The organism is Devosia chinhatensis, assembly GCF_000969445.1.
In the GTDB taxonomy this organism is placed as follows: domain Bacteria; phylum Pseudomonadota; class Alphaproteobacteria; order Rhizobiales; family Devosiaceae; genus Devosia; species Devosia chinhatensis.
The window spans coordinates 1164607-1177996 of the sequence record NZ_JZEY01000054.1 but is presented as its reverse complement, the minus strand read 5'-3'; the positions used below and the strand labels follow the sequence as shown (position 1 = coordinate 1177996).

15 protein-coding genes are annotated in these 13390 nt (G+C 58.6%); 7 read left to right on the top strand and 8 right to left on the bottom strand.

Annotated elements, in window-relative coordinates:
• Positions 1-10: 10 nt before the first annotated feature.
• From VE26_RS05735 to VE26_RS05710, 6 genes are all read right to left on the bottom strand, one after another.
• Positions 11-1345, bottom strand: a complete 1335-nt coding sequence (locus VE26_RS05735) for an ATP-binding protein (protein WP_046104124.1) — start codon at positions 1343-1345, stop codon at positions 11-13.
• A complete protein-coding gene (locus VE26_RS05730) occupies positions 1345-2007 on the bottom strand; it encodes a response regulator transcription factor (RefSeq protein ID WP_046104123.1) in 663 nt (220 codons plus the stop codon). Before VE26_RS05730 ends, VE26_RS05735 begins: the two co-directional genes overlap by 1 nt.
• A 2-nt stretch (positions 2008-2009) precedes the next feature.
• A complete protein-coding gene (locus VE26_RS17045; protein ID WP_052715699.1) occupies positions 2010-2633 on the bottom strand; it encodes a PepSY domain-containing protein in 624 nt (207 codons plus the stop codon).
• A gap of 721 nt (positions 2634-3354) precedes the next feature.
• The gene (locus tag VE26_RS05720; protein WP_200897212.1) at positions 3355-3825 is read right to left on the bottom strand and encodes a hypothetical protein; all 471 of its coding nucleotides are present in this window, start codon (positions 3823-3825) and stop codon (positions 3355-3357) included.
• Positions 3826-4100: 275 nt separating this feature from the next.
• Positions 4101-5369, bottom strand: a complete 1269-nt coding sequence (locus tag VE26_RS05715; protein ID WP_046104121.1) for a Y-family DNA polymerase — start codon at positions 5367-5369, stop codon at positions 4101-4103.
• Entirely contained in the window at positions 5366-5809 is a 444-nt protein-coding gene (locus tag VE26_RS05710; RefSeq protein WP_046105063.1) for a LexA family protein, read from the bottom strand. The genes VE26_RS05715 and VE26_RS05710 overlap by 4 nt, the downstream gene beginning before the upstream one ends.
• Before the next feature lie 55 nt (positions 5810-5864).
• Between VE26_RS05710 and VE26_RS05705 the strand changes: the two genes are divergently transcribed.
• A complete protein-coding gene (locus VE26_RS05705; RefSeq protein ID WP_160297806.1) occupies positions 5865-6662 on the top strand; it encodes a hypothetical protein in 798 nt (265 codons plus the stop codon).
• Positions 6662-7342, top strand: a complete 681-nt coding sequence (locus VE26_RS05700) for an SOS response-associated peptidase (RefSeq protein WP_046104119.1) — start codon at positions 6662-6664, stop codon at positions 7340-7342. Before VE26_RS05705 ends, VE26_RS05700 begins: the two co-directional genes overlap by 1 nt.
• 4 nt (positions 7343-7346) lie before the next feature.
• Here VE26_RS05700 and VE26_RS17745 read toward each other — a convergent pair whose 3' ends face one another.
• Positions 7347-7625 (bottom strand): hypothetical protein, encoded by a 279-nt coding sequence (locus VE26_RS17745; protein WP_152658727.1) that lies wholly within the window; start codon positions 7623-7625, stop codon positions 7347-7349.
• Positions 7626-7836: 211 nt separating this feature from the next.
• On the opposite strand from VE26_RS17745, the gene VE26_RS05695 reads away from it, so the two are divergent.
• The 3 genes from VE26_RS05695 to VE26_RS05685 all read left to right on the top strand — a co-directional run bounded on the left by VE26_RS05695 (position 7837) and on the right by VE26_RS05685 (position 9998).
• Positions 7837-8562, top strand: a complete 726-nt coding sequence (locus VE26_RS05695; protein ID WP_046104118.1) for a helix-turn-helix transcriptional regulator — start codon at positions 7837-7839, stop codon at positions 8560-8562.
• 129 nt (positions 8563-8691) lie between these two features.
• On the top strand, positions 8692-9312 hold the full coding sequence (locus tag VE26_RS05690; RefSeq protein WP_160297805.1) for an acyl-homoserine-lactone synthase: 621 nt from the start codon (positions 8692-8694) through the stop codon (positions 9310-9312).
• A gap of 2 nt (positions 9313-9314) precedes the next feature.
• Positions 9315-9998, top strand: a complete 684-nt coding sequence (locus tag VE26_RS05685; RefSeq protein ID WP_052715696.1) for a JAB domain-containing protein — start codon at positions 9315-9317, stop codon at positions 9996-9998.
• A 148-nt stretch (positions 9999-10146) separates the two neighbouring features.
• Here the strand turns inward: VE26_RS05685 and VE26_RS05680 are convergent, their stop codons facing one another.
• The gene (locus tag VE26_RS05680; RefSeq protein WP_160297804.1) at positions 10147-11097 is read right to left on the bottom strand and encodes a GNAT family N-acetyltransferase; all 951 of its coding nucleotides are present in this window, start codon (positions 11095-11097) and stop codon (positions 10147-10149) included.
• A gap of 574 nt (positions 11098-11671) precedes the next feature.
• Between VE26_RS05680 and VE26_RS05675 the strand changes: the two genes are divergently transcribed.
• Together VE26_RS05675 and VE26_RS05670 are read left to right on the top strand one after the other, a co-directional pair.
• A complete protein-coding gene (locus tag VE26_RS05675; RefSeq protein WP_046104116.1) occupies positions 11672-12598 on the top strand; it encodes a DUF4238 domain-containing protein in 927 nt (308 codons plus the stop codon).
• Positions 12599-13282 carry a hypothetical protein gene (locus tag VE26_RS05670; protein ID WP_046104115.1) on the top strand — a complete coding sequence of 228 codons (684 nt, stop codon included), beginning with the start codon at positions 12599-12601 and terminating at the stop codon, positions 13280-13282.
• Positions 13283-13390: the final 108 nt, after the last annotated feature.

Genomic DNA, 13390 nt, shown 5'->3' with positions numbered 1-13390 from the left:
AGACGCCGTGCTAGGGCTCGGACAGAGCAAGGCGCATTTCCACGCGCAGGCCGCCTTGCCGGCCTTCGCTATAGGTAATGGTACCGCTGTTGAGGTCCATGATCTCGGTTGCAATTGCCAAGCCGAGCCCCGTGCCAGGCATGCTCTCATCCAACCGCATGCCGCGACTGCCGATCCTGTCGCGCAAATCCGAAGTGATTCCAGGACCGTCGTCCTCGATGGCGAGCATTCCTAGGTCACCGTGACGGGCGCTCTCGATCAACACGCGCGTATCTGCCCATTTGCAGGCATTTTCCAGCATCACGCCGACCAATTCCATAAGGTCCTGTCGATGGATGTCGACCTGCAGGTCATCGCCAAGCTGAGCGAGCCAGTTCAGGGATTCCCCCCGCTCGGTCTTGCGAAGGACTGCCATGGTGCGCAGGACGGCGGTATTGAGAGAGCTGCTCTCGCGATGCTGCTCAGCCCGTGTCCGAAGTGCGGCAAGGCGCATCTGGTAGTCTATACGCTCCGACATTTCGGTGGCCAGTTCATTAAGAGCAAAGGCTTCTGCGTCTTCCCCCCTTTCGCGAAGGCGCATGGCTATGCCCTGAAGCGCTGCAAGTGGCGTCTTTAGGCCATGAGCGAGATCGGACGCGCGCCGTCTCGCCCGCTCCGCCATCTTCTCCCGCTCGACTAGGAGCGCGTTGACCTCATCGACAAGCGGGCTGATCTCGCTGGGATAACGCCCACTTAAATGCTGGACCTCTCCACTCCGAATAGCGTCGACACCACTTCGTAACGTCATCAGCGGGCTAAGGCCGAGCCGCAGCTGCATCCAGGAGGCGATGATGATGCCAATGCCCAGAAGCCCAAAGAGCTGTGCGATCTCGCTGGCGTAGCGTTCGCCGGCGCGATGGATGGGGTCGTGATCCTGCCCGACGGTGACCTGGTAGCGGCGCTCACCGATCTCGACATCGCGGTTGATCAGAATGAGATGATGGCCCGCCGCATCTTCATAATGAAGTGTGGTTTGGCCGTCGCCCTCCACTGGATCGAGCTGCTGTTCGAACAGTGACCGGGAGCTGAGGATCGCTCCGCTGTCCAGCGAGCGGACCTGCCAATACCGACCGCCAAGTGGCGTTTCGTATCGGGGGTCGGGCAATGTGCCGAGCAGGGCGGGCTCTGGCGCCTGAGGGTCAATCAGCGCAATGATGCGCGACATGGCGCCCTCTAGATCGGCTTGAACACTTCTCTCGAGATTGGTGACAAACAGGGCATGAAGAATAATGCCCGAGCCGACCAGCGCACAGACGACAATGAGGGTCGCCAGCGCCATGAGCCGAAAGCGGATGGAATCCCGCATCAATAGGCGTCACCCAAAGTGTAACCAAAACCGCGCCGGGTTTTGACGACGTCGTGGCCAAGGCGCTTTCGCAAACGCGCGACCAGCACCTCGACTGCGTTGGAATCGCGCTCGAAATTCTCGCGGTATATGTGCTCGGTAATTTCAAGCTGGGAGACGACGCGGCCACGATTGTGCAGCAGATAAGCTATGAGCTTATATTCCTGCGGCGTCAGCTCCATTGAGATGCCGTCCTGGGTCACCTGTAGGGCGCGCATGTCAATTTCATACTTTCCAAACGCGATTTTGGAGGATGCCAGCCCCTTGGAGCGGCGAATGAGCGCGCGAATACGCGCCACCACCTCCAAAGCGTGAAAAGGCTTGGCGACATAGTCGTCGGCGCCAGCCTCGATGCCCTCGACGCGTTCCTCCCACTGGCCTCGGGCAGTGAGGATGAGCACGGGCGTATCAAGTCCCTTGCGTCGCCACCGCTTGAGCACCGTAAGCCCGTCCATCTGTGGCAGACCAAGATCGAGAACGATCGCGTCAAAGTCCTCGGTGTCGGCGCGAAACCAAGTGGTCTCGCCATCGCGCTCACGATGCACTTCAAAGCCGGACTGCCCCAGCGCCGACTTGAGCACATCAGCGATACGGTCATCGTCCTCGCCAACCAGAACCTTCATGCCTATTCACTTCCAATATAGATGCCGGACCGGGCGTAGTAGAATTCGCTGGTCACCCGTCCACTGGGTTGCAAAACTCGCACGGCATAAACCAGCATGCCTCGGACATTGAGCATTTCCGCGTCGATGATTTCCCCGGAGGTGCGCGCCTGTATGTCGGGAACAAGACTGATCAGGCTTACCGCCTGACCCGCGTTGACAGCCTTACGGGCAAAATCCTGGCCAAGGTATTCTACAGGCGTATTTTCGGCCTGCTGCTGCGCGCCTGCGGCCTGCGGCGCGCGCCCTGGAGCTGGACTGGCAGGATTAGGGGCTATTGAGGCCGTGGGCCGCGCATGGGCAGGACGCCCGGCATTTGCAGAAGGGGCGGCGCCCTGGCCGCCATTGCCGGCCGATCCGCTCCCGATTCCCGGGCCACCGGAATTGCCAGCGTTGCCGGCACTGCCATTGTTGCCGGCACTTCCGTCAGGTCCGTTGTTTACTCCGCTTCCGGCATTGCCATTTCCTGAACCGAGGCCGTTGCCTGCACTGGCGCCGGGCCGCTCAGCAGGCGGCCCGCTGCCATTGCCCTGCGCCAAGGCGGGGACGACCAGGAGGAAAAACAAGAGTGACAGGCGCAGCCGCATGAGCCCATCATAACCGCCCCAAGCTGACAAAATGCTTACAGCGCCGCTCACGGCCTGGTCATGACACTTGTGCGACACTGCATTGTGAGGCCGATTCCATGCCCACCCCAGCTTCGTCACCTAACAGCGGCTGCCGCCCTTGCCTTCCTACTTGCCCTGACCGCAGCCGCTGACATTTTCTGGCAATCACGGACGCAAGAATATTGTTGTCGACCCGATTCCTTCAGGAGTCGCCCATGACAATGGCAAACCTTCGTCCGCCGCCAATCGATGCGACACCGACCAAACGTTGGACGTTGATATCCGACCCTGGCTTCACCAACAGCGTCGCCTGCCCATTGTCCGCTATTACCACGTGGCTATCAAAAGCGGACAGGCAGCTTACGGCCCGTACTCGGTCGGTATCTGTTGGTGTTCTGAATCTTGAAACTGGTCATTCCTCTGAGAGGCCAGGCAGTTCATGCACAATCTAGCCATCCTGACTTGGGCGTTCCTGAAGCATCCGCAGCCAGGCGAACTTCATGATCAGCGCAGCGGTCGTCGGCCTCGCCCCGTCGGTCGACACAGCAGACAACAAGGTGCTCCTGTTCCGGCCTGGCTCTAAGCGCGAAGTCCAGGCTGAGTCGCTCGATTGCGCGATAAAGCCATGCTGATCCGACCGGTTAGAAATTTGGGACGAAGGAGATCCCGCCCGAAACTTAGCGCTGCAGCAACGCTGCGCTCACCGCTCTCCGCCTGGTCCGCCAGCCACCGTCATCACCTCCACACTCTGGTGAACTGCGGGTCGATACCCCGCGCATAAGGCTGCTACGGTGGGCTGCGGCGTCAGCACCTCGACTTCGGTGTGATCGAGGGGCTGGCTGTCGCCATAGCCGATGAAGCTCCAGCGATGCCTCTGCCCGCGCCAGACGAGCCAGGCCTCGGTCGCCAAAGCGATAATTGTGCCATCTGGCAGTGTGTCGCCAGGCGCGCGGTACGTCACGCGCTGGCCATTTCGGGTCACGCGATGGCAATGCAGGTCGGAATCGAGGGTTGGTGCCGCTGGGCGCGTGGCCATCCGGTTGCCTTCGACCCAGGCCATCACGAACCGCTCGTAGTCTGCGCGGCGACATTCCGCGCAGGGGCGATGGCCTGCCGCCAGCGCTGTAGCTTCGTCGAGAAAGAAGAGCTCGGTGTAGTGGCCAAGGGCCATCAGAGCACGCTTGCGCCCTTTGAAGGATAGGACGCATGTCACCCAGTTGTGGTGTTTCCAGCGGCTTGTGCCGAGCTGTTGGTTATCATCATGCAAGATGCCGCGATTGCCCATCAGGGCCCCCCGGCTAGGGTCGCTGACAATATCGCCGAAAGGCGTCACGCGGTTCTGGAGGGGCATAGGTCTTTCCGCAATTTGGCCGTGTCGCAGGGTCCAATTTTAGCCGTCCGCCATTTTATCCGATTGGTCAAAAGCCGCCATTCCCTTTCCAGCCCTTATCTGACAAACGGCAATTCAGCCCAACGCGTAGTATAGCGAGGCGACCGACGCTCGAACTTTGTGAGAAATGCGCTTTTCATGGCCACGCCAACCGCCGCTGGCACAACCGTCGCCCTGCCCCATCTGCGGTTCGCCTCATCCATTGCCGCCATTACTTTCGCGGCACGTTCGTGGTCCAGATTATCGAATAGTGCGCGTTGCGGGACTGGCGGCGGCACCAGGTCGTCTGTGATAATGCCAGCCTTGGAGTATCTGAAGCCACTGCGCCAGAGACCATCCACTGCCCGTCGAGCAACACGGATCAGTTCGAGGCTATCATTGGTCGCCTCGGGAATGTCGATCGTCATTGAGACGCTGCGCTGCGGTCCCTCTTCATCAAAAGGAGAGGTGTGCATGAAGACCGTTACATGATCAGTTGCTAAACCGTGCCGGCGCAGTTTTTCGCCGAGCCGCGTGGCATATCCAGCCACGGCCTGCTCCATGTCGATCTTGGCCGTTACACGTGTCCCGAACGATCGTGTCACCGCGCACCCCTTGCGGGTCGGCGCCACAGCTTCGAGCTCGATGCAAGCGCGGCCGTTCAGTTCATGCACAATCCGCTCGCCGACGACCGTCATGAGATGACGGGCCAGCTTTGGGTCCATGTCTCGCACTTGGGCAGCCGTGGTGATCCCAACGCTCGCTAGCTTAGCCTGGCTTGCTCGGCCGAGGCCCCAGACATCGGCTGCGGGAAACGAAGCCATGACCTCCCGCCGCACTTGCTCATCGCTCAAATCAAGCACGCCGGCCGGCAGCCGTTTGGCCGCCTTGTTGGCCAGCTTGGCAAGTGTTTTGGTCGGGCCAATGCCCACACAAGTTGGAATTCCGGTCCATTGCCTCGTTGTGGCGCGCAGGTCGGCAGCCCATTCCGTTCGTTGGGTTGCAGGCAGTGGGGACACGTCGAGGAAGCTCTCATCAATCGAATAGATTTCGATCTCGGGAGAGAACTGCTGATAAAGCTGGTTCATGCGACGGGACATGTCGCCGTAAAGGGCATAGTTGCTGGAAAAGGCAACGACGCCCTCTCGTTCGCAGAGGGCGCGGATCTTGAAGTATGGAGCACCCATGCCGATGCCCAGCGCCTTGGCCTCCGCGGTCCTGGCCACTGCGCAGCCATCATTGTTCGACAGCACGATAACGGGCCGTCTTTCAAGCCTGGGATCGAAGACGCGCTCGCAGGAACAGTAGAAGCTGTTGCCGTCGATCAGCGCTAGAGCTCGCGTCATTTCTTGAGGTCGCGGATGGTGGCGGTGACGATGCCCCAGATCGATACTTCCATACCGTCGGCAATTGTGAACGCTGGCAGCTTGGCGTTCTCGTTGTGCAGGAACATCATCCCGCCCCGCCGATTGAGGCGCTTGAGGGTTGGTTCCCCATCGATAATGGCCAAGACTATATTGCGATGCTTAGGATTAAGGCTGCGATCGACGACCACGACATCGCCCGGAAAGATTTTGATGTCGATCATGCAATCGCCGACCACGCGCCAGAGAAAAGTGGCGGTCGGATTTTGGACCAGCACCTGGTTGAGATCGATCATCTCCTCGATGAAGTCGTCAGCCGGAGACGGAAAGCCTGCATGCACGGACTGGCCGACGAGCGGCACGCGCAGGCTCGAAAAGGCGGTGACCGGCACCGGCATCTTGGAGTGCAGAAGGTCGATCATCCGAACGCTTTCCGCCGGATGGCTGATTGCTTGCTGGTAGGGTTTCGCAGGCATAATGCTGACGGCGACTTCATTTCTGGACTGCATGGCCTTTTCGACCAGCTGCCAGCGCTTCTTTCACGATCGCAGGTGCGTATCCCGTGAGGGTGATGATGTCTTTTTCACTCAGACCGGTATCGTAGAGGCGACGGATATTCACCGCCCTTGGTACCTTGATCGCTATGCCCATTTTGTCACCTCGCTGTGTGCAAGGGCTCGACTCGTACACCGAGAACAAAAAAGGAACAACGTAGGAAATTCGATTGTTGGGGATGAGCAGCCACCGTTGGCTCTAGCGGTTACTGCATCCTCATGGCACGCTGCCGTAATGCCTCGCGTGCCGAACACCGACCCAAAGCGCGACAAAGAGATCGCGCGCCTCGGCCGCCTGCTGAGGGAGCTGCAGCGCATCCCTCAGCACTTGCGCGAGGCGGAGTGCGCCGATGAAAGGGAACGTTCAATCCTGGCCATGATCGCCGATTTACGGCGGCCAATCTATCGGTGGACAACAAGCGACGACGAAGTCGCGGATGATGCCATTATGGTTGGGATTGGCGGAACTAGCGCCGACATGTTGATGTTGGGCATGGGCTATGTTGAGCCGACTGCCGCGATATATTGGTGCGCTCGGGTGACGCCTCGGGGTATCTTTGACGCCGGCGGCGAAATGCAGCCACGATCCGTGCCGGACGCTTTATGCCGAGCAGAGCAACTTAGAGAGAAGATGGGCTATGACAGGGTGGTGGTCACCTTGGCGGAGGCCGGCCTGTGGCAGCCGAAATGGGGCCGATTGGCGATTAGAGAGGGGTTCTGATGTGCGGCCGCTTCACCAATGAGATGACTTGGGCCGAGTTGCACGCCCTCTACTCGATCCACGATGCGCCACCGGCAAAAACCAATTCGCAGCCGCGGTTCAACATCGCGCCGACCCAGGATGTTGATTTCGCGCATCTGGATAAGGCCGGAAACATTGAGCTGAACAGGGGGCGTTGGTGGCTGGTGCCGTTCTTTGCGAAAGAGATCAGCAAGAACGCCATGTTCAATGCCCGGATCGAGACCGTCGACACCAGCGGAGCCTTTCGAGAGGGGTTCAAATCCAGGCGGTGCCTCGTCCCGGCCGATGGCTATTTCGAGTGGACCAAGGCCGAGGACGGCGGCAAGGATCCTTGGCTGCTGCAGCTGCCCGGCGGCAAGGGCTTTAGCTTCGCCGGGATCTGGGCGCACAATGACAATCTGGGCGTGACGAGTTGCACGATCATCACCGCTCCGGCCGTGCCCGAGATCGCGCACATTCACACACGAATGCCGGTTATCCTGCCTCAAGAGGCGTACAGCGCCTGGCTGGACACGCGCATTCAAGGATCAGACGCCAAGGCTCTTCTGCTCGACGCCCAGATCGATAGCCAGCTGGAGTTTCACCGGGTTGACCGCTCAGTGAATAACAGCCGCTACGAAGGCACTGACACCAAGAAGCCGCTCATAAACACGCTTTGATCATTCAGTGCGTTTCGACCAGATGCCCCCAACTGCAGTCCCACACTGAGCGATCTCCAGTAATGCTCAGCTGCAATGCGTTCTGACCGGCCAGCACAACCGCATAGCCCAACGCCGAGAAAATCGGGAGTTCACCGGGTTCAGGAATACTTTCGCGCGTGATGGCCTCACCGACATCCGGAGGCACTAGGATATGACCCATTCGGCGGCCACACTTCCAGAACAGCCGAATGATGACTTGATCGTTCGACGGAGAAACGTTGTATCGAAAGTCTGCAATCATAAACGTGGCCGCTCCTTCAACTGCCCCCGCAGCCAGATAAAAGCATTGTCCAGTGAAACGATTAAGCAGTGGCCTGCATGAGGCCAATCCGCTTTAGAGTTGTGTCGCGATTTTGCTAACAGCAATTTTGCTGTGCGCCAAATGAACTGTTCTCTTGTCCTGATGTTTTTCCAATTGGTAAAAACGTCACGGGTGGAGGCACGAGGGCAGCATGCAAGAGCTGGTCTACGTAGCAATGGCGTTCATTGAACGCTGTGACAACCAGGATAGCTTACGAACGCTGATCGAAGATCTCAGCCAAACTCTGGCTCGATTTGGTTTTCGATACTTCATGATGACGCGCCTTCCGAACCTTGGGGAGGATGCCGAGCCGTATATCATCGCTCACACTTGGCCGCCTGAGTGGTTAGTCCGATATCGGGAGGGTCGCTTCTTTTGGAATGACCCAGTCAGCTTAGTGTCATTGACCAGTCCGAGGCCCTTTTCTTGGAGCGAAGCGCGAAAGGCCTCACGCCGGACACGAATAGCCCAGCAGATTGCCTCGGAGGCGCGCTCAATAGGCTTGGTCGATGGCGTAGGCTTTCCAATGGGCGACCCTTCAAGTGTGCAGGCGGTCGTCTCACTAGCAGCTGATCAGCCTGTGCAGCTTGATCTCCTCGAGAGAGAAATGCTGCACCTGGTCTGCCTGCATGCTGAAATGAGAGCGGCAGAACTATATGACCGGACTCGATCCGCGATCGGCCGCATTAGTGAGCGCGAGCGAGAAGTCCTGCGCTGGATTGCTAATGGCAAGTCCGCATTCGACGTCGGAACAATCCTGACAATAAGCGAACGGACAGTGAAGGAGCATCTGCAGAAAGCTCGCGAGAAACTCAACGCCAGCACCACCACTCACGCCGTTGCCAAGGCGATTAAATCGCGGCAAATCATTCTTTGATGATCCGGTTGTAACCGCTCGGTCCGCAATCGAAATTGTCGCCGAATCTGCGGATCAACCGGCCTTTCGGCCGGTAGTTAAACCCCTGACCTGCATGAAATCTCATCCCATCACAACGGGATGGTTATCATGCAATTTCACTTCGTGACCAAGGCAAATGAACACCTGTTCCAGCTTGAGTTGGACCAGTTTTTTAGGGCGAGGCATGCGGTTTATGCCGAGGAGCTCGGTTGGGTTCCGAGGTCGCCTGACGGCCTCGAGATTGATCAATTCGACACCGCGTCGGCCGCTTACCTGATCATGATGGACGGCAATGAATTCGTGGCGGGCTCTCGTCTGATCCCAACCCACCTCCCGCACATGCTTAGCGAGGTTTTTCCTGCAAGCTGCGATCTACTACCGATGCCCCGCAACCCGCGTGTTATGGAGTGGACCCGTGGATTCATTGTACCGCACCGGAGAGACAAATCCTCGGTGCGGATATTGGCGCAGGCTTGCGCGGCGGTCATGGAATACTGTCTGCACCATGGCTACACACAAGTGGGTGGCATCCAAGATCAGAAGTGGGTGCCGCTTTGGACGAAAATGGGCTGGTCCATCCATAAACATGGGAGCCCAATCGATATCGACGGCAGTCCGTGGCTGCCGATCTATTTCGATGTCAGCGAGCAAGCAATGCTTGCTGCCAGGAAGTTGGGCCGGATTGAGGGGGCGGTGTTTAGTACGCTTCCGGATCAGCAGGCCGCTTAATCATGAGAACTCGCGCCGGATTTGACGAGGCTTCTGCATCATTTGCAGATGGTGCGACAGTGCAAAAGTGGCCGCTGGAGCGACAAAGCCAGTTGTTGGCGCAGCTGCTGCTCCAATCTTTAGGCGCGAAGCGAGCGAAAGAAGTTTCGCTTGCCTTGATCGCTCGCTTTGGTTCCCTTCCCGCCGCAATCGCCGCGCCGGTAAACCTACTTGTGGAAACACCAGGTGTCGGTCGCGCGTCCGCGGAACTGTTTGGCGCGATACGCGAGGTCGCCATTGGAATGGCACGCCTGAGCATTGACGATTGCCGCCCCATAATTGCCTCGTGGTCGCAGCTAGTCGACTATTGTCGCATCACCATGGCATTCGAACAGCGCGAACAGACGCGATTGATCTTTCTCGATAAAAAAAATCGCCTCATCGCCGACGAAGTTCAACAGATGGGGACGGTAGACCAATCACCTGTCTATCCGCGCGAGGTTATCGGACGAACGCTGGAGCTTTCGGCCAGCGCCCTGATTTTGGTCCACAATCATCCCTCCGGAGACCCTAGCCCATCGGCGCAAGATGTACGGACAACCAAAGAAATTGCCGAAATCGCGAGCCTTATAGGTATCACGGTGCACGATCACATCATTATCGGGAAGGCCGGATACAAGTCGCTGCGCCAGTTGAAACTTATCTGAGTGACAAATGGATCTGCTGTCTCATTCGCACGGGCACCAATAACCCGCTGACCAACTCCCTTTCGGTCCGCATCCGACCACACAGCGGACACAGCATCCTGACGACATCGGACTGGCCGATCTCGTCAGGCGGTGCGGGGGGGGGGGACTAAGGGGCGGAACGGCGCGCTTTGACCGCACTTTGGAAACGAGGATAGACGTTGAGCCTCTCAAGCGCCCAGTGCTGTTGGAGCCATTCTCCCTTGCCCGTCCACCCGCGCTGCACGAGGCGCTCGACGGCGATCACGGCCTTGCAGGGCTCGTCAGCCAAAGTCCATGCAACCGCCGCGTGAAAATCGAGCCACACGATTTCTGAGGCGCCGGTTTCGAAATATTCAGCCAGTTCGCGACAATATGAGATTTCGAGGTCACCGTCATTTTCGGCAGGGATACTAGCGCTAAATGCCTGGTAGCGATCCGCAACGTCGAAGCCCAAAGCTGCAGCGACTTTCTGGGAACGAGTGTTTGAAGCATGACAATGCCAAGCAAAGGCAGTGACGCCCTGCTCGCCAGCTTGGTGAATGCTGGCGCTGGCTGCAATCTTCGCCAAGCCGCGCCCTCGATAGGCCGGGTGTGTCCAAACGCCGAACTCTGCGTACCCATCGACGTTCATGTCAACGGAACAGCGAGAGACTATCTCATCCGCATGACTGATTGACACATCCATAGACTGGCCACTGACGATAAGTTCGAAGCTGCTGGGTACGGCAAAGGAACGAGCATGGTTTGCCTTTCGGGTGAACCTCACTCGGTCGTGCGCAATCATAAAGCGGTTGGGCAGAGCGTCGCGGATGACCGGAAACCAAGATTCATCGGGATAGACATAGTCCCAATCTGCAATCGCTCCCGCCAAGCTGCCGAGGTCTTGGATGGGTTGACCAGCGAGATACACTCCCTCTGGTCCACGCAGAATGGCTTGGCTAGGTGACGCTAGATCATCCACAAAAATCTGGCCAAGAGAAGGATCACGGAGAACCGCCCTAACGCTGCCGTGTCGAAGATAAAGTTTGCTAAAAAGGGGTTCGATGGCTGCAAAGCCAGGTGGTTTGAGTTCGAACATGAAAGGAAGTCCTGAGCTCAGCCCCAAAAGGAGCCGTAAGTAATGGAAGTTGCGACGGCACCGTCGCGCGAGACACGCCAGATGAACGGCGGATTGCACCTGTGTTGTGCATGCGTGCCTCCTTCTACTCAGAATTTCTGATGACCCTAGCTGAGTGCGACTTCTCAGGTCAACGAGGACAGCGCAGTCCTCCCAATCCATCCAGACACGGATGGTGCAATCCTGCTCCCGCCCCATTGAGCGAACTAGCTTGCTTCACTTCCAGATCAGCAGCGTCGGCTTTCGAGGCTTATAGTCAGAAAGCGGACAGTCTCACTCGCGCCACCAATATGCCGTTGGTTGGCGCCAAGATCGTTCAGGCTGTTGCCGACCCCCTTTCGGCCGTGCAAGTCGCGATGGCGCTTCCCCGAAAGCTGCCGTCCGTTGCAGTTGAGCGTTGTCAGCGTTATCGTTGGAACCGTTCGGGCAGTCATTCATGAGCGTCGGTCTGCTCGTGAGAAAAAAGGGCGGTGGGCCGGAAAAGTGCTTGACGGGTTTAGGCGACGGGCCCCGACTCGCGTATATTGACTTGATCATGGCCAACAACGCGTCGCACGATCACCACTTCACGCCGGTCTTCTACTTGAAGAACTGGATAGTCGCGCCCGAGCAGAAGCTCATCGAATATCGCCGGCGCGGTGATGGCATCATTCGCCCGCGGTGGACCGGTCCGAAGGGGACCGGCTACGACAAAGACATCTATGCGGCGGCCGATGCCTCGGTTGCGAGCCTCGAAGAGAGCTTCATGGCGCCCGCCGATACCCATGCTGCGGCCGCCATGGCCGTGTTCTTCTCGCCTGGCAAGGAATTGAAGTGGACGCGGAAAGAGCGCAGTTCGTGGTCGCGCTTCATCATGAGCATGCTGATGCGCCATCCGGACGACATTGCCGAACTGCGGAAATTGGTCGACGACGACTGGACGAACCTGACCGACGAGATGCGGGAACAATATCACCAGCGCTGGCAGGAGGGCATGCCCGAGAAGCCGGAGGACTGGTGGGAGCAGAACCGCGAGACGTATCGCGAGGCGGCTCGGCTGCAGTGGCTGCAGGGTATGATCGACAACGAGGGCATCGGCAGCAGGCTCAACGCCATGAGCTGGAACGTCGCCAATGTCGGCAAGGGCAAGCACAAGCTGCTGACGTCCGATCGGCCGATCTGCATGACCAAATCCCTCGACGAGCTCGATGCGTTCGTCATGATGCCGCTGTCGCCGTCGAAGGTTTTCATCGGTGTGCGCCGCATGGAGACGCTGGCCAAGATCCAAGAGCTGACGACCGACGAGCTGGTCGCCGAGGTCAATCTCGAAGTCGTTCAGAACGCGCGCCGCTTCGTGTTCGCCGCCGATACCTCGCAGGACCGGTTTGTGCTCAACCATTTCGGCCGCAGCAATCAGCCGACGTGGATGATGCGACTTGCCGAGAAGCGAGCACGCGATCGAGCCAGGCGGTCGGTGGCGTAGTTGAACCTCGCATATTGGGTCCGGCAGCGCACCGACATCATCAGGCTGTTCTACGACAAGGGCCGAGTGCCATTCGAGCAGATTAAGCGCGACATCGAAGAAGAGGTGAAGCCCTGGGAGCCACCTCCCTTCAACCCCGATACCGATTCTCCGGAACCGGCATTCCTCGACGAATGGCTGCAGGCCGAACAGACCCGCGAGCTAGTCGGCATGTTGGCTGTCTCGCTCCTCGCCGATACCCTCGGCGTCTACTTCGCCGAGCTGGAGCGCAAGATCGGAATCGTCCTGTCGCAAGCCGATCGCAAGGCAGTTTTCAGGGACGGCAAGGTCGAAGGCTATCGCCAGATACTCGAGTACGTCATGGGCGGGAAGTTTGCCGACTGCCCCGTGCGTTTCGACGTGATCGAGCAAGTGATCCTGGCGCGGAACGACTTCGCCCATGGCGACAACATCCTGTCGTTCCAGACGGACCACAACAAGAAGACGCTGGAGAAGCACCCCAATCCGTTTTTCGCCGCTGATCCAACCGAAGAGGACGACGGTTCTTGGCGTCTTCGTACAATCGAAGTCAGCCGAGAGAAGCTCATGGCCGCCATCAACGAGGTGGAACGCCTTGCTGACTGGGTGCAAGAGAACGAGAACGCAATATGGGAATGGCGGGCGCGTACGCCCGTCGCAACCTAGCGCTTTCTGTCGGCCCGCCGATCCGATCGCGGGATCGGCTGCGTCGGAGCACGGAGGCCAGCAGCATGCGCCGGTCGCGAGCGCAGCCTTACCCCGTATTACTGAGGA